We start from the raw sequence: 16,316 nt of genomic DNA, 5'->3' as shown, positions 1-16,316 counted from the left end.
TCGACGAAGACGGGCCCGTCGCCGACCCCGTCGGCGTCCTGGCCCTCCTTGGCCTGTCGTACGAGAAGCTCGTCGACCTGCCGGCCCACGCCGTCGAGCTGGACGGTCACCTCGTGCGGGTCATGGGTGTGCCCGGCCTCGACAGGGTTCTCCCAGGGACGCTGGTAGGGGACCCCGAAGGAGATTCCGCTGTCCCCGGGATCCCGCGGAGCATCCGTGTGTCTCTGCCTGGGCACAGGCGCGGAGTTCGCGGCTGTGCTGCCCGCCCTCCCGGAAAGCCCTTTCGTCTCCGTCGCGGCCTCGGGCCACCCGGATCCGGCTCCTGACCGGCCACCGGCCGGAGTGTCAGAAACGGACTCAGGTTGGGCCTCTTCACGCCAATTCTTCACACGCACGCACATCCCCCCACGGGAACCTTTCGGGTGCGCGTACGATTCCGGGATTTTCGTACTACCTATGTTCGAACCGGACCCCCATCCGGTCCGAGCGCCCCCATTTGTCACACTGCACCCGGGCCACGAATGTAGCGCAGTTGGGGGTCCGGTGTTTGCCATGTGTCACTTGTGCGATGAAATGATGTTGATGTCCGTGGCTGGAATCCAGCTACCCACAGGCCGCCGCAGCCACCCCTCCTCCCCCGCGAGCTGGGCGGCGGCCCGCCGAAGGGCGTCGAATCCCGGATGCGTCAGACCCCTCCGCCACACCAGCGACACGGGGGACAGCGGAACGGGGCCGACCAACGGCCGCACCACCGTTTGAGGCAGGGCGGGGAAGTCCATCACGGCGAGGACCGGGGTCCGCATCCTGGCCATGATCCGCTGGAATTCCTCGTCACCCACGGCGAGCGGCACGGGTGACGCGATCCCGATGCCGCGCCCCTCGAACAGTTGACGAGCGAGGTCGGTCCACTCCGGAGTCCGGGGGTTCCCGGCACCGGCGTACACGCTCTCCCCCGCCAGCGCGGCCAACGGCACCTCGGGCAGCGCGGCCAGCCGGTGGTCCTCGGGCAGGACGACCGCCATCGGCTCGTAGCGCACGATCTGCTGGACCAACTGCGCCCGGAGCACCGGATCCAGGCCGGCGAACCGTCCGAACGACGCGTCGAGCCGGCCCGCGAGCATCTCCCCCACCGCGAAGGTGAGCCCGCTCTCGAACCGGGCCATCAGCTCGTACTCCGGGGCGAGTTCACGCGCCCGGTGCAGCACCCGCCGCCCGGTCGCGAGTCCCGGTGAGTTCAGGTCCACCAGCAGCGGCCGGGCCTCCCCGAACGCGGCGAGCAGCTCGTCGTGGGCCGCCAACACCCGCCTGGCGTACGGCAACAGCCGCTCACCGTCGGCCGACAGCGTCACCCGCCGGGTCGACCGTACGAAGAGATCGGCGCCCAACTCCCGTTCCAGGCGCCGGATGTCGCGGCTCAGCGCCTGCTGGGCCACGTAGAGACGGGCGGCGGCCCGGGTGAAGTGCAGTTCCTCGGCCACGGCGACGAAGGCGCGGAGGAGACGGGGGTCCAGATGCGTCGAGGCAGACATGCCGGCGAACTTACAACGAAAGTGCGTTAATCGCGGGGGATCAGGTGTTGGACCCCGTGATCGACTCCGGGCGACGGTGGACGCATGCCGCAACCACCACCCCGCCCGCCCTCCCAGCCACTCTTCGCCGTCACCCAGGACAGTCTGGTCATCGCCGACTTCGGCCCCCGCGACCGGAGCGGTACGAACGGCGGCCACCGCCCGCCCGGCCCGTACCGCCGCCTCTTCGCCGTCCCCGGCGCCCGCGCCTTCACCGCCGGGAACCTGATCGCCCGGGTCCCCATGGGCATGTTCAGCGTGAGCGCGGTCATCATGATCGCCGGGTCGCGCGGCTCGTACGCCCTCGCCGGCGCCGTCACCGCGACCGGGCTCGCCGCGACGGCCGTGGTCGCCCCCTGGACCGCACGGCTCGTCGACCGCTACGGCCAGGCCCGAATCGCCGTACCGGCCACGGCACTTGCCGCCCTCGGCTCCCTCACCCTGCTGCTCTGCGCGCGTTACGGCGCTCCCGACTGGGCCCTGTTCGCCGCGTACGCCGCCACCGCCACGACCCCCAACACGGGGGGTATGTCACGCGCCCGCTGGGCCCATCTCCTCAAGGACGGCGGCACGGGTGGCGGCAGGGACAACAGCGAAGACAACAGCAGGGCCGACGGGGAAGCCCTGCACACCGCCAACTCCTTCGAACAGGCCGCCGACGAATTCTGCTTCATGCTCGGCCCGGTCCTCGCGGCCTTCCTCTGCGGGGCGTTGTTCCCGGAGGCGGGCACACTGGTCGGGGCGGTCCTGATGATGACCGGCGTCCTCCTCTTCACCGCCCAGCGATCGACCGAACCGCCGGTCCGGCCCCGGGTCGCCGGGCCTCACCCGCGCGGTACGCCTCCGCTGCGCGCCCCCGGGATGCGCCCGCTGCTCGCCGTGTGCCTGGCCACGGGTGCCGTGTTCGGGTCGATGGAGGTCGTCACGATCGCCTTCGCCGACGAGCGGGGGCACCGGGCGGCTGCCGGTGCCGTCCTCGCCCTCCAGGCGGCCGGGTCGTGCGCGGCGGGTCTGCTGTACGGGTCGCTGCGGCCGGCCGGGCCCGCCGAACGGCGTCACCCCTGGTGCCTGGCCGCGATGACGGCACTGATGACGCTGCCCCTGCTCGCCGCCGCCCTGACCGGGTCGCTCCTCGTCCTCGCGGGCGCGCTGCTCGTGGCGGGGATGGCCACCGCGCCCACCATGATCACCAACATGGCCCTGGTCCAGAGCCGCACCCCCGAGGACCGCCTCAACGAGGGCATGACCCTCGCGGTGACCGGCCTCCTCGGCGGCATGGCCTGCGGTGCGGCGGCCGGCGGCTGGGCCGCGGAACGCGTGTCGGCGACGGCGGGGTACGGCGTCCCGGTCGCGGCGGCGGCGAGCGCGCTGCTGCTGGCACTGCTCACCCGCACGAACCGGGGCCCCGCCACCCGCACTTCACGACCCGCGTCAACCGCGCCAACGGCGTGACCCGCGGGCCAATTCGCGCGCACCCCATTGACTCGTTCACACGCCACACATACCTTCGCCCGTCGAAGCGCTTCGACTACACACGTCGAATCAGTTCGACGACCCTGCACGACAGGTGACCGAGATCCATCCGACTCCCCTGGAGGCACTGGATGTTGACGGCGACAAGGCATGGCAGATTCATGATCGCGGCGGCCTCGACCCTGGTCGGGGCGCTGCTGTTGGCCTCCTGCGGCGGCTCGGACAGCGGATCGTCCGACGGGAAGACCCTACGCCTCTGGCACTACGAGGGCCCCGACAGCGCGATGGGCGCGGCCTGGAAGGTGGCCGTCGAGGAGTTCGAGGCGACGCATCCGGGTGTGAAGGTGGAGTTCGAGGAGAAGGGCTTCGAACAGATCCAGAAGACCGCCCCGATGGTCCTCAACTCCTCCGACGCGCCCGACCTGATGGAGTACAACAAGGGCAACGCGACGGCCGGCCTGCTCTCCACGCAGGGCCTGCTCACCGACCTGACCGCCGAGGTGACGAAGCGCGGCTGGGACAGGAAGATCGGCGCCGGTGTCCGCACCACCAGCCAGTACGACGCCAACGGCGTGATGGGTACGGGCAGTTGGTACGGAGTGCCCAACTACGCCGAGTACACGATGGTGTTCTACAACAAGGACCTCTTCAAGCGGCACGGGATCGCCGAACCGACCTCGATCGACGAACTCACCGCCGCCATGGACAAGTTCGTCGCCGAGGGCATCACCCCGCTGGCGAGCGCGGGCGCCGAGTATCCGGCCCAGCAGTACCTGTACCAGCTGGCCCTGTCGAAGGCGGACCGCGCCTGGGTCGACACGTACGAGCTGTACAAGGGCAAGACGGACTTCCACGACGCCGCCTGGACGTACGGCGCCGAGACCTTCGCCGACTGGGTGAAGAAGGGGTACTTCGGCAAGAACTCCAGCGGCCTGAAGGCGGAGGACGCCGGCGTCTCCTTCATCCAGGGCAAGAGCCCGATCCTGTTCTCCGGCAGCTGGTGGTACGGCCGTTTCAAGAGCGAGGCGAAGTTCGACTGGGGCACGTTCCTGTGGCCCGGCACCGGCCTCACCCTCGGCTCCGGCGGCAACCTGTGGGTCGTGCCCAAGGGCGCGAAGAACAAGGAACTCGCCTACGACTTCATCGACATCACCATGTCGAAGAAGATCCAGAACCTGCTCGGCAACAAGGGCGGGGTCCCGGTGGCCGCCGACCCGGCCGCCATCACCGACCCGCAGGCCAAGTCGCTCATCGCCGACTTCAACACCCTCTCCGAGCGGGACGGACTCGCCTTCTACCCCGACTGGCCGGTCCCCGGCTACTACGACGTCCTCGTCTCCGAGATCCAGAAGCTGATCACAGGCAGCGCGAAACCGGACGAGGTCCTCGACTCGTTGCAGGAGGCCTACGACAAGGGCGTACCGAAGACATGACGGTCACCGTCGAACGGCCCGGCGGGCGGGGCCGGGTCAGCAACGGCGCCCGGCGGCACAGGAGTTCGCTCCGCCGCAAGGACTCCTACACCCTCTTCCTCCTCCCCGGAGCGGTCGCCTTCCTCGCCGTGATCGTCGTGCCGTTCCTGATGAACACCGCGGTGAGCTTCACCGACTGGCGGGGCGTGGGCACTCCGGGGTGGTCGGGGCTCGCCAACTACCGCGTGCTGCCGGACGATTCGGAGTTCTGGGCGTCGTTCCGGCACAGCCTGTTCATGGTGGTGGCGATGGCCGCCGTGCCCACCGCGGTCGGACTCGTCCTCGCCGCCGCCCTGTTCGACTACGTCGGCAAGCACTTCGGGAGTCGCTGGGCGGCCGTGCTCCGCGCCTGCTTCTACCTCCCCCAGGTGCTGCCGATCGCGGTCGCCGGCATCGTCTGGAGCTGGATCCTCGCGCCCGAGAACGGCTCGCTGAACGAGGTCCTGAAGGCCGTCGGGCTCGGCTCCTGGCAGCAGGACTGGCTCGGCGACCCGGACCTCGCGCTCTACAGCGTGATGGGGGTGATGGTCTGGGTCCAACTCGGCTTCCCACTGGTCGTCTTCATGGCGGGCCTGCAACGCGTCGACCCCCAGCTCTACGAGGCCGCCGAACTCGACGGCGCCGGCTGGTGGCGCCGCTTCCGGCACATCACGGTCCCGCAGATCCGCCCCGAGATCTACGTCGTCCTCACCTGGTGCACGATCGCCGCGCTGAAGGTGTTCGGCGCGGTGTACGTCCTGACGAAGGGCGGCCCGGGCGGCGCGACCAATGTCCCGTCCTACTTCTCCTTCACCACGTTCTTCGAGAAGACCCAGGTCGGCTACGGCGCGGCCGTCTCGACCGTCCTGACGGTGATCATCCTCGCCGTCTCCCTCATCGGGCTGAAGCTCCAGACCCGGTCCGAGGACGCCGAGGACGCTCCGACGGGGGGACGGGCATGACGACCGCCCTGCGCCGCTACCGCCGCCACCCGGTGCTCATCGCCCTCGTCCTCGCCGCCCTGTTCATGGTCGTGCCGTTCCTGATCGTCGCGGTCAACGCCGTGAAGTCGCCCGCCGAGTACTCCGCGAACGGCCCGCTCAGCCTCCCCGAGGGCCTCTACCTCGACGGCGTCAAGGACTTCTGGGAGCGGGTCGACTTCGGGCAGAAGCTCGTCAACTCGGTACTGATCAGCGGATCGGTGGCGGCCTTGGCGGTCGTCCTGTCCGTGCTGAACGCGTACGCGATCGGCATCGGCCGGATCAGGGGCCGCACCTGGGTACTGGCCTTCTTCGTCCTCGCGAACATGCTGCCGCAGGAGGCGCTGGTCTACCCGGTGTACTACCTGAGCAAGCAAGTCGGCCTGTACGACACCCGGTTGAGCGTGATCATCGTCTTCACGGTGATCCAGGCCGCCTTCGGTACGTATCTCCTCTCCTCGGTGCTGGGCCAGTTCCCCCGGGAGATCATCGAGGCCGCGCGGATCGACGGCGCGAACAAGTGGCAGGTGCTGTGGCGGATCGTCGTCCCGGTCAGCCGCCCCACCCTCGGTGTGCTCCTCGTCTTCTTCTTCATCTGGACCTGGAACGAGTTCCTGCTCCCCCTGGTGATGCTGATCTCCAACGACAACCAGACGGTGTCGGTGGCCCTCGGCGTCCTCCAGGGCCAGCGCCTGATGGACGCCACGATGACCAACGCGGCTGCGCTGCTGGGCGTGTTGCCCGCCCTCGTCTTCTTCCTCGTCTTCCAGCGAACGCTCACGCGCGGCATCGCCGTGGGTGCCGTCAAGTGAAGGGGTTCCGGCTGTGAAGTTCACCGACGGCTACTGGTTGCTGCGCGAAGGCGTCACCGCCGCCCACCCGGTAGAGGTCCTCGATGTCACGGACGCCGACGGCACGCTGGACGTCCACGCGCCGACCCAGCCCATCCGCCACCGCGGCGACCTGCTGAAGGGACCGGTCGTGACGATCAGCGCCCACGCCCCGATGCCCGACGTCATCGGCGTCACGTTCACGCATTTCCAGGGCGAGCAGCCGCAGAGTCCTCAATTCGAGCTGCGCAAGGAGGACTTGACGGCCCACACCGAGTACGACGAGGAGCACGCGACCCTGACCTCCGGCACCCTCTCCGTCCGGGTCAGCCGCACCAGCCCCTGGCACGTCGACTTCCTCGCCCACGGCCGCGTCCTCACCAGCAGCGGCCCCAAGGGCATGGGCATCATGCGGGACGCGACGACGGGCGCCCACTATCTGCGCGAGCAACTGGGGTTGGGGGTCGGGACGAGCGTGTACGGCCTCGGCGAGCGCTTCGGCCCGCTGGTCAAGAACGGCCAGGTCGTCGACATGTGGAACGCCGACGGCGGCACGGCGACCGAGCAGGCCTACAAGAACGTCCCATTCTACCTCACGGACGCGGGCTACGGAGTCTTCGTCGACCATCCCGGCCGGGTGTCCTTCGAGGTCGGCTCGGAGGCGGTTTCGCGGGTTCAGTTCAGCGCCGAGACACAGCAGTTGACGTACTACGTCATCCACGGCCCGACCCCCAAGGACATCCTCCGCAAGTACACGGCCCTGACCGGCCGCCCGGCACTCCCGCCACCGTGGTCGTTCGGCCTGTGGCTGTCGACGTCCTTCACCACCTCCTACGACGAGGAGACGGTGACGTCGTTCATCGAGGGCATGCGGGAGCGCGAACTCCCGCTGTCCGTCTTCCACTTCGACTGTTTCTGGATGCGCGAGTTCAACTGGTGCGACTTCCGGTGGGACCCGCGGGTGTTCCCCGACCCCGAGGGCATGCTCCAGCGGCTGAAGGCGAAGGGCCTGCACATCAGCGTCTGGATCAACCCCTACATAGCCCAGCGGTCGCCACTCTTCGCGGAGGGCAAGGCACTTGGCCACCTGCTGCGCCGACCGGACGGCAGCGTGTGGCAGTGGGACCTGTGGCAACCCGGGATGGCCCTGGTCGACTTCACCAGCCCTGCCGCCCGCGACTGGTACGCCTCGAAGCTGGAGGCGCTGCTCGCGCAGGGCGTCGACTGCTTCAAGACCGACTTCGGTGAACGGGTCCCGCTGGACGTGGAGTTCGCCGACGGCTCCGACCCGGAGCGGATGCACAACTACTACACGTACCTCTACAACAGGACCGTCTTCGACGTGCTGCGCAAGCATCGCGGAGAAGGCGAGGCGGTCGTGTTCGCTCGGTCGGCGACAGCAGGCAGCCAGCAGTTCCCGGTCCACTGGGGCGGCGACTGCGAGGCGACGTACGAGTCGATGGCCGAGTCACTGCGCGGCGGCCTGTCCCTCGGGCTCTCCGGGTTCGGCTACTGGAGCCACGACATCGGCGGCTTCGAGGGCACACCGAGCCCGGCGCTCTTCAAACGCTGGATCGCCTTCGGCCTCCTCTCCTCCCACAGCCGCCTGCACGGCAGTTCCACCTACCGGGTGCCCTGGCTGTTCGACGAGGAGGCCGTGGACGTCCTGCGGCTGTTCACCCGGCTCAAGCTCCGCCTCATGCCGTATCTGTACGAGGCCGCCCGCACCGCCCACACCGACGGCGTCCCGATGATGCGCGCGATGGTCCTGGAGTTCCCCGAGGACCCCGGATGCGCCCACCTGGAACGGCAGTTCATGCTCGGCCGGGACCTGCTGGTCGCGCCGGTGTTCAGCGACGAGGGCGAGGTCTCGTACTACGTCCCCGAGGGTGAGTGGACCCACTTCCTGACCGGCCGCACAGTGACCGGCCCCCGCTGGATACGGGAACGCCACGGCTTCGACAGCGTGCCGCTGCTGGTGCGCCCCGGGTCGGTGATCCCGGTGGGCGCGGTGGACGACCGCCCCGACTACGCGTACGCCGACGGGGTCACGCTGCACGCGTACGGCCTGGAACGCGGGGCCCAAGTCACCGTCCCGATAGGAGACTTGACGTTCACGGTTGTCCGCGAGGGCGACACGCTGCGGGCGTCGTGCAGCGACCCGTCGGCGCCGTGGGGACTGGCGGCCGGCAGACGTGAGGTGCGGGCGAAGGCGGGCACCGGGTTCCTGACGGTGGAGCTGGGACCGGCCGAACCGAAGCCGGTGGAACAGGGATCGGCGGAACAGGGGTCGGTGGCACTGGAGTCGGTCGAGCCGGGAGGCGAGTGATGGTGAAGATCACCGATGTGGCACGGCATGCCGGGGTCTCCCCGAGCACGGTGTCGTACGCCCTCAGCGGCAAGCGCCCGATCTCCGAGGAGACCCGGCAGCGCATCGAACGCTCCATCCACGAACTCGGCTACCGCCCCCACGCGGGCGCCCGTGCCCTGGCGAGCAGCCGCTCCAACGTACTGGCGCTGGTGATCCCCCTGCGGACCGGCATCCACGTCCCGGTCGCGATGCAGTTCGCGGTGTCGGTGGTGACGGCGGCGCGCCGCCACGACCACGACGTGCTGCTCCTCACCCAGGAGGAGGGCGAGGACGGTCTGCGCCGGGTCGCGGACACGGCCCTGGTGGACGCGCTGATCGTGATGGATGTCCAACTCAACGATCCCCGGCTGCCGTTACTGCGTGCGCTGGACCTGCCGTCGGTTCTGATCGGCTTCCCGTCCGACCCGGTGGGCCTGACCTGTATCGACCTGGACTTCAGGGCGGCGGGCGAACTGTGCGTCGAACGGCTCGCGGCCCTCGGCCACCGGGTGATCGCCCTGGTCGGCTCACCGCCCGAGGTGTACGTACGCCGGACCGCGTTCGCCCAGCGCGTGGTCCAGGGGTTCACGGCGGCGGCGGACCGGGGCGGACTGTCGTCCTCGGTGCACCCGTGCGAGGCGACACCGGCCGCGGCGAGGGTGGTCGCGGAGCAACTCCTGCGCGAGCAACCGGCGTTGACGGGGGTCGTCGTCCACAACGAGGCGATCCTGGAACCCCTGATCGACGCCTTCGAACACCTCGGCCTACGGGTCCCCGGCGACCTCTCCGTCACCGCGATCTGCCCGGACGACGTCGCCGAGAACCTGCCGGTACCGGTCACCTCGGTCGCCATACCGTCGGCGGAGATCGGGACACGGGCCGTGGACCTGCTGATGAGGAAGCTCAACGGCACGGGCCACGCCCCGGAGGCGACACTCCTGCCACCCGGCCTGACGGAACGGGCGAGCACGGTGGCGCGGGCGGCGCCGTGAACCCGTAACCCCGTCAGGCGGGTTGGCCGCTCCCGGTGCTCGAACTACTCCCCTGCCTACTCCACCGTCACCGACTTCGCCAGGTTCCGGGGCTGGTCCACCTCGTTACCCCGAGCGGTCGCCAGCTCACAGGCGAAGACCTGCAACGGCACCGTGGCGACGAGCGGTTGGAGCAGAGTCGGTGTGGCCGGAATGCGGATCAGGTGGTCCGCGTACGGCACCACCGTCTCGTCCCCCTCCTCCGCGATGACGATGGTCCGCGCACCCCGGGCCCTGATCTCCTGGATGTTGGACACGATCTTGTCGTGGAGAACGGACCGTCCACGCGGCGAAGGCACGACCACGACGACCGGCACGTCCTCCTCGATCAACGCGATGGGACCGTGCTTCAACTCGCCCGCCGCGAAGCCCTCGGCGTGCATGTACGCGAGCTCCTTCAGCTTGAGCGCGCCCTCCAGCGCCACCGGATATCCGACGTGCCGCCCCAGGAACAGCACCGTGTTCTTGTCCGCGAGCGAACGTGCCAGCTCACGCACGGGTTCCATGGTCTCCAGCACCCGCTCGACCGCACCGGAGATGTCCGCCAGGTCCCGCACGACGGCCCGGATCTCGTCACCCCACTTGGTGCCGCGCACCTGCCCCAGATAGAGGGCGACCAGATAGCAGGCCACCAACTGCGTGAGGAAAGCCTTCGTCGAGGCGACCGCGACCTCGGGCCCCGCGTGCGTGTACAGCACCGCGTCCGACTCGCGCGGGATCGTCGAGCCGTTGGTGTTGCAGACCGCCAGCACCTTGGCACCCTGCTCACGGGCGTGCCGCAGCGCCATCAGGGTGTCCATGGTCTCGCCGGACTGGGAGATGGCGATGACCAGGGTCCGCGCGTCGAGAATGGGATCCCGGTACCGGAACTCGCTCGCCAGCTCCACCTCGCACGGAATGCGCGTCCAGTGCTCGATGGCGTACTTGGCGATCAACCCGGCGTGGAAGGCCGTACCGCAGGCGACGACGACCACCTTCTCGACCTCCCGCAGCGCACCCGCGGGAATCCGCACCTCGTCGAGCGTCAGTGACCCGGCCGGGTCGATACGGCCCAGCAGGGTGTCGGCGACGGCCTTGGGCTGCTCGGCGATCTCCTTGAGCATGAAGTAGTCGTAGCCCCCCTTTTCCGCGGCCGACACATCCCAGTCGACGTGGTACGACCGTGCCTCCCCCGGACTGCCGTCGAAGCCCGTCACCGTGACCCCGTCCCGGCGCAGCTCGACCACCTGGTCCTGACCCAGCTCGATCGCCGACCGCGTGTGGGCGATGAACGCGGCGATGTCGGAGGCGAGAAAGGCCTCGCTCTCCCCGACGCCCACCACGAGGGGCGAGTTCCGCCGCGCCCCGACCACTACATCGGGCTCGTCGGCATGCACCGCGGCCAGCGTGAACGCACCCTCCAGCCGTCGGCACACGAGCCGCATGGCCTCGGCCAGGTCGGCGCAGGAGGAGAACGCCTCGGCGAGCAGATGGGCGACGACCTCGGTGTCGGTCTCGGAGGCCAGTTCATGCCCGCGCTCGGCCAACTCCGCCCGCAGACAGGCGAAGTTCTCGATGATCCCGTTGTGGACGACGGCCACGCGCCCCGCGTTGTCGAGGTGTGGATGGGCGTTGGCGTCGGTCGGCCCGCCGTGGGTGGCCCACCGGGTGTGCCCGATGCCCGTACCGCCGGCCGGCAGCGGCCGTTCGACGAGTTCCTTCTCCAGGCTGACGAGCTTCCCGGCCTTCTTGGCACCGGCCAGCCCGCCATCGGCCAGCACAGCCACACCGGCCGAGTCGTACCCCCGGTACTCCAGCCTCTTCAGCCCGGCCATCACGACATCGAGAGCCGACTGCGACCCCACGTAACCCACGATTCCGCACATGCTGCGCAGCCTACGATCGAAGACGCGCCGCATCCGGGCACCGCGTGCCCGATATCGGGAATTCCTGCCGGTGGCACGAAGCCCCCGACGGGAACGGGCCGAGCCTGAGCCCGAAAGTGAGCTGCTCAGCCGAGCTTGGCCAGCTGCGCGTCAACGAGCTCCGTGGGGAAGGGGAAGTCCTTGCCGGTGGAGGCCGCGGCGAAGTTGACGGTGGGGATGTAGACGAGGGTGGCGCCCTTGCGGACGACGACGGACTTCATCGGCGCCTTCAACTCGCCGGTGTCCACACTCACCGTCAGCGCGAGCGCCTCGTCGGCCCCCTCGGGCGCCGTGGTGGTGGTGACCCTCACGGTGTCGTTCTTCGTGCCGGTCACGGTGTAGGAAAACCCTCCGGCGCACTTGCCGACGGCCGTGTCGAGGTCCTTCATCGCCTGCTCGGCGCCGCCGTCCTCGTACGAGGCCAGCGTGATGACGGCCTGCTCAAGGTCGAGGGCGGCGAGGAACTGCTCCTCATCGCTCGCCCCGGCGGCGGGCTTCTCCGCGTCACCCTTCCAGGTCCGCTTGACCACGGCCGCCGGCTTGCCGACGTAGGTGGCGGACTGGAGGTACGCCAGCGGCGCGCACGCCGCGTCTGCCGACGACACCTTGTCCTGCGCGATGTCGTCCTTCGCCGGCACCTTCTCGTTGAGGGTCCCGCTCTTGACGTCCGCCTGCACGAGAGCGGCCTTCCCCAGCTCGGCGGCGGTGAGCGCCTTGGCGGCGGTCGTGCTCTCGCCGGCCTTGTCGCCTCCTCCGCCGACGGCGTCGGCGGCGGGTTCGGGGGAGCTGCCGCAGGCGGTGCCGAGAAGGGCGAGCGCGGCGACGGAGGCGGTGAGTGCGGTACGGCGAACGACGGTGTTCCTCAAGGGGGAAAGCTCTTTCTCTTCGGGCTCTTTGGATCTTCGCAATAACTGTTTCGCACGCACTTTACGTAGGGACCCCACAGGAAAATCCTCGAACTCGCATTCGACACCCAGTCGTGACGTGACATACCGCGCCACACCCGGCGTGACGCACCCCACCCCGCCCCACCCCCCACCCCGTCCACACTCCCGTAACAATGGACTGTGATCTCTCCGGTCTCCTCGATGCCCCGGAGCGCCCACCGGCAGCGGCCGGAGGCGACTCCCTACGTCGACCTCACCCGCGCCGAGTGGAGCGCCCTGCGCGACAAGACGCCCCTCCCCCTCAACGCCGAGGAGGTGGAGAAGCTGCGCGGCCTGGGCGACGTCATCGACCTCGACGAGGTGCGGGACATCTACCTCCCGCTCTCCCGCCTCCTCAACCTCTACGTGGGCGCCACACACGGGCTGAGAGGAGCCCTGAACACCTTCCTGGGCGAACAGGGCGCCCAGACCGGCACGCCCTTCGTCATAGGGGTCGCGGGCTCGGTCGCGGTGGGCAAATCGACCGTCGCCCGTCTCCTCCAGGCCCTGCTCTCCCGCTGGCCCGAACACCCACGCGTAGAACTGGTGACCACAGACGGCTTCCTGCTCCCCACCGAGGAGCTGACGTCCCGTGGCCTGATGTCACGCAAGGGCTTCCCCGAGTCGTACGACCGCCGGGCCCTGACCCGCTTCGTGGCGGACATCAAGGCGGGAAAGGACGAGGTCACGGCCCCGGTCTACTCCCACCTCATCTACGACATCGTCCCCGACAAGAGGCTCACGGTCCGCCGCCCCGACATCCTGATCGTCGAGGGCCTGAACGTCCTCCAGCCCGCCCTCCCCGGCAACGACGGCCGCACCCGCGTCGGTCTCGCCGACTACTTCGACTTCAGCGTGTACGTCGACGCCCGCCCCGAGGACATCGAGCGCTGGTACCTCAACCGCTTCCACCGGCTGCGCGAGACGGCGTTCCAGAACCCGTCCTCGTACTTCCGCAAGTACACACAGGTGTCGGAGGAGGAGGCCCTTGACTACGCCCGCACCACCTGGCGCACCATCAACAAGGTGAACCTCCTGGAGAACGTGGCCCCCACCCGGGGCCGCGCCACCCTCATCATCCGCAAGGGCCCGGACCACAAGGTGCAACGCCTCAGCCTGCGCAAGCTGTAACCCCGCCACAACCGTCACCGCACACGGCCCGGTTACCCTGCCCCCATGCTCCACCTACGCCTCATCACCCCGACCGACAGAACCGACGACGTGGTCCGCCTGATCGAGAAGACGATCGGCACCGCCCACCTCGTCGTCCTCCCCGGCGCTGCCCGCAACCCCGCCGGGGACGTCGTGATGTGTGACGTGGCCCGGGAGGCGGGCGACGAACTCATCGCCGGTCTGCGGGAGTTGGACCTCGACACCACCGGTTCGATCGCCGTCGAGAACATCGACCTGTCGCTCTCCAAGCGCGCCGACAAGGCGGAGAAGGACGCGCCCGGCGAGAGTGCGGACGCGGTCCTGTGGGAGCACCTCACGGACGCGACGCACGAGGAGTCGACGCTGTCGATCACGTACGTCGCCTTCATCACGCTCGCCACGATGCTCGCGGCCTGCGGCGTGGTCCTCGACAACGCCATCCTGATCGTGGGCGCGATGGCGGTGGGCCCGGAGTTCGGCCCCCTGGCCGGCCTGAGTACAGCCCTCGTCCAACGCCGCCCGAGACTGGCGGCCCGCTCCCTGATCGCCCTGCTGGTGGGCTTCGCGGCGGCGATGGCGGTGACGGTCGGCTTCAGCTACTTCATGGACGCCGTGGGCCTGTTCACCGAGGAGAAACTGGAGGCGGACCGCCCCAACACCGGCTTCGTCTACGCCCCCGACTGGTTCTCGTTCGTCGTCGCGGCCCTCGCCGGCATCGCCGGCACGCTCTCCCTGACCTCCGCGAAGTCCGGCGCCCTGGTAGGCGTGGCCATCTCCGTGACCACGATCCCGGCCGCGGCCAACGCCGCCGTGGCACTGAGCTACGGCGACATGGGCCAGACCTGGGGCTCCACGGTCCAACTCCTCCTGAACCTCCTGGGCATCGCCCTGGCCGCGACCCTCACCCTGCTGGCCCAGAAATGGCTGTGGAGCACCCAAAGAAAATCAAGCCGAGCTTCCTAAGAGGCGCAAGCAGACGCGCCCCTATAAGGGGCGCGGGGCTCTGACATTTGCGGCTCCGCCGCGTGGGCGCGACAAGCCACAACGGACAGGCAGCCCGCCACGCAGAGAACCCCCGCCCCGAACCCGGCACCCCGAACTACCCCAACGCCGACTTCACCACATCCGCCAACCGCCCAGCCACAGACCGAGCCTGATCAATATCCGCCGCCTCGACCATCACCCGAACCAACGGCTCGGTCCCGGAAGGCCGCAACAACACCCGCCCCGTAGCCCCGAGTTCCCGCTCGGCCTCGGCCACCGCAGCCGCCAGCTCAGCCGAAGAACCCACCCGGGCCCGATCGACGTCCGGCACATTCACCAGCACCTGCGGCAACCGCTCCATCACCGCCGCCAGATCCTTCAGCGTACGACCGGTCTGCGCGACCCGAGCCGCCAGCAGCAACCCGGTCAGCGTCCCGTCACCGGTGGTCGCGTGATCCGAGATGATCACGTGCCCGGACTGCTCACCGCCCAGCGCGTACCCGTGCTCCTTCATCTCCTCCAGCACATACCGGTCCCCGACCCCCGTCTGGATGATCGACAGCCCTTCCCGCTCCATCGCCAGCTTGAAGCCCAGGTTCGACATCACCGTCGCGACAACGGTATCGGCGCGCAGTACGCCACGCTCCCGCATCGCCAGCGCGAGTACGGCCATGATCTGGTCGCCGTCCACCTCCGCGCCGGTGTGGTCGACGGCGAGGCAGCGGTCGGCGTCACCGTCGTGGGCGATGCCGAGATCGGCGCCGTGTTCGAGAACGGCGGCCTGGAGCTTGCCGAGGTGGGTGGAGCCGCAGCCGTCGTTGATGTTGAGGCCGTCCGGCTCCGCGCCGATGGTGACGATCTCGGCGCCGGCCCGGGTGAACGCCTCGGGCGAGACCAGGCTGGCAGCGCCGTGCGCCTCGTCCAGTACGACCTTCAGACCGTCCAGTCGGTTCGGAAGCACCCCGACGAGATGGGTGACGTACCGCTCGAAGCCCTCGTCGTACGACCGCACCCGGCCCACGCCGCCGCCCGTCGGACGGTCCCAGGGAGCGCCGGTGCGGTGCTCCTCGTACACCGCCTCGATCCGCTCCTCCAGCTCGTCGTCGAGTTTGTGGCCGCCGCGGGCCAGGAACTTGACGCCGTTGTCCGGCATGGCGTTGTGGCTGGCCGAGAGCATCACGCCGAGGTCGGCTTCCAGTTCGGCGGTGAGGTACGCCACCGCCGGAGTCGGCAGCACGCCGACCAGCAGGACGTCGACGCCCGCGCTGGCGAGGCCCGCGACCACGGCGGCCTCCAGGAACTCCCCCGACGCACGTGGGTCCCGTCCGACCACGGCGACCGGCCGGTGGCCCTCGAACGAACCCGCCTCGGCGAGTACATGGGCCGCCGCGACGGACAGGCCGAGAGCCAGCTCGGCCGTCAGGTCCACGTTGGCGACACCGCGCACGCCGTCCGTGCCGAAGAGTCGTCCCACTGGTGTCCTCCGAAGATGCTGGGAATGTGCGCACAGTACATACGGCTCATGCGCTGAGGGGCCTGTGTGTCGTGCGGCTCATTGGACCGAGTGTCCATGCCGGACCTGGCTACGTATATCCCCTGTGCCTGTTTCCAGGCTGTCGGGAGCGTTCCCCGATCCTGTGCCGCAGGCCTGTGATAGGTAGCCATGA

Annotated in this window: 12 protein-coding genes; 8 read left to right on the top strand and 4 right to left on the bottom strand. The window is 69.3% G+C overall.

Going from position 1 to position 16,316, the window contains the following annotated elements; all coding sequences use genetic code 11:
- Positions 1–557: 557 nt before the first annotated feature.
- The gene (locus tag IEY89_RS14580) at positions 558–1,529 is read right to left on the bottom strand and encodes a LysR family transcriptional regulator (RefSeq protein ID WP_189147801.1); all 972 of its coding nucleotides are present in this window, start codon (positions 1,527–1,529) and stop codon (positions 558–560) included.
- Positions 1,530–1,613: 84 nt separating this feature from the next.
- Here IEY89_RS14580 and IEY89_RS14575 point away from each other — a divergent pair, with 84 nt between their 5' ends.
- From IEY89_RS14575 to IEY89_RS14550, 6 genes are all read left to right on the top strand, one after another.
- Positions 1,614–3,020, top strand: a complete 1,407-nt coding sequence (locus IEY89_RS14575; RefSeq protein WP_189147800.1) for an MFS transporter — start codon at positions 1,614–1,616, stop codon at positions 3,018–3,020.
- 152 nt (positions 3,021–3,172) lie between these two features.
- Positions 3,173–4,474: an ABC transporter substrate-binding protein gene (locus tag IEY89_RS14570; protein WP_189147799.1), complete on the top strand. Its 1,302-nt coding sequence runs from the start codon at positions 3,173–3,175 to the stop codon at positions 4,472–4,474.
- On the top strand, positions 4,471–5,454 hold the full coding sequence (locus IEY89_RS14565; RefSeq protein ID WP_189147798.1) for a carbohydrate ABC transporter permease: 984 nt from the start codon (positions 4,471–4,473) through the stop codon (positions 5,452–5,454). The genes IEY89_RS14570 and IEY89_RS14565 overlap by 4 nt, the downstream gene beginning before the upstream one ends.
- Positions 5,451–6,284, top strand: a complete 834-nt coding sequence (locus IEY89_RS14560; RefSeq protein WP_189147797.1) for a carbohydrate ABC transporter permease — start codon at positions 5,451–5,453, stop codon at positions 6,282–6,284. The genes IEY89_RS14565 and IEY89_RS14560 overlap by 4 nt, the downstream gene beginning before the upstream one ends.
- 13 nt (positions 6,285–6,297) lie before the next feature.
- Complete coding sequence (yicI, locus tag IEY89_RS14555; protein ID WP_229695227.1) at positions 6,298–8,631, top strand: alpha-xylosidase; 2,334 nt, start codon at positions 6,298–6,300, stop codon at positions 8,629–8,631.
- Positions 8,631–9,644, top strand: coding sequence for a LacI family DNA-binding transcriptional regulator (locus IEY89_RS14550; RefSeq protein WP_189147796.1), 1,014 nt, complete (start codon positions 8,631–8,633; stop codon positions 9,642–9,644). The genes yicI and IEY89_RS14550 overlap by 1 nt, the downstream gene beginning before the upstream one ends.
- A 56-nt stretch (positions 9,645–9,700) precedes the next feature.
- On the opposite strand, the gene glmS is transcribed toward IEY89_RS14550, so the two are convergent.
- Together glmS and IEY89_RS14540 are read right to left on the bottom strand one after the other, a co-directional pair.
- Positions 9,701–11,548 carry a glutamine--fructose-6-phosphate transaminase (isomerizing) gene (gene glmS, locus IEY89_RS14545; RefSeq protein WP_189147795.1) on the bottom strand — a complete coding sequence of 616 codons (1,848 nt, stop codon included), beginning with the start codon at positions 11,546–11,548 and terminating at the stop codon, positions 9,701–9,703.
- Positions 11,549–11,673: 125 nt separating this feature from the next.
- Positions 11,674–12,453, bottom strand: a complete 780-nt coding sequence (locus tag IEY89_RS14540; RefSeq protein WP_189147794.1) for a sensor domain-containing protein — start codon at positions 12,451–12,453, stop codon at positions 11,674–11,676.
- Positions 12,454–12,675: 222 nt separating this feature from the next.
- Between IEY89_RS14540 and coaA the strand changes: the two genes are divergently transcribed.
- Complete coding sequence (gene coaA, locus IEY89_RS14535) at positions 12,676–13,644, top strand: type I pantothenate kinase (protein ID WP_373287243.1); 969 nt, start codon at positions 12,676–12,678, stop codon at positions 13,642–13,644.
- A 45-nt stretch (positions 13,645–13,689) separates the two neighbouring features.
- Entirely contained in the window at positions 13,690–14,628 is a 939-nt protein-coding gene (locus IEY89_RS14530) for a DUF389 domain-containing protein (protein WP_189147792.1), read from the top strand.
- 136 nt (positions 14,629–14,764) lie between these two features.
- Here the strand turns inward: IEY89_RS14530 and glmM are convergent, their stop codons facing one another.
- Positions 14,765–16,123 (bottom strand): phosphoglucosamine mutase, encoded by a 1,359-nt coding sequence (glmM, locus tag IEY89_RS14525; RefSeq protein WP_189147791.1) that lies wholly within the window; start codon positions 16,121–16,123, stop codon positions 14,765–14,767.
- Positions 16,124–16,316 lie beyond the last annotated feature (193 nt).

Source organism: Streptomyces lacrimifluminis (assembly GCF_014646095.1).
GTDB classification, from domain to species: Bacteria; Actinomycetota; Actinomycetes; order Streptomycetales; family Streptomycetaceae; genus Streptomyces; species Streptomyces lacrimifluminis.
Note: the sequence above shows the minus strand (reverse complement) of the source record. Positions and strands in the feature narration are given on the sequence as shown.

Coding starts and splice junctions, on each gene's coding strand:
- IEY89_RS14565 (WP_189147798.1), top strand. CDS start 4,471: ATGACGGTCACCGTCGAACGGCCCGGCGGGCGGGGCCGGGTCAGCAAC.
- IEY89_RS14580 (WP_189147801.1), bottom strand. CDS start 1,529: ATGTCTGCCTCGACGCATCTGGACCCCCGTCTCCTCCGCGCCTTCGTC.
- IEY89_RS14560 (WP_189147797.1), top strand. CDS start 5,451: ATGACGACCGCCCTGCGCCGCTACCGCCGCCACCCGGTGCTCATCGCC.
- glmS (WP_189147795.1), bottom strand. CDS start 11,548: ATGTGCGGAATCGTGGGTTACGTGGGGTCGCAGTCGGCTCTCGATGTC.
- IEY89_RS14570 (WP_189147799.1), top strand. CDS start 3,173: ATGTTGACGGCGACAAGGCATGGCAGATTCATGATCGCGGCGGCCTCG.
- IEY89_RS14530 (WP_189147792.1), top strand. CDS start 13,690: ATGCTCCACCTACGCCTCATCACCCCGACCGACAGAACCGACGACGTG.
- coaA (WP_373287243.1), top strand. CDS start 12,676: ATGCCCCGGAGCGCCCACCGGCAGCGGCCGGAGGCGACTCCCTACGTC.
- IEY89_RS14575 (WP_189147800.1), top strand. CDS start 1,614: ATGCCGCAACCACCACCCCGCCCGCCCTCCCAGCCACTCTTCGCCGTC.
- IEY89_RS14550 (WP_189147796.1), top strand. CDS start 8,631: ATGGTGAAGATCACCGATGTGGCACGGCATGCCGGGGTCTCCCCGAGC.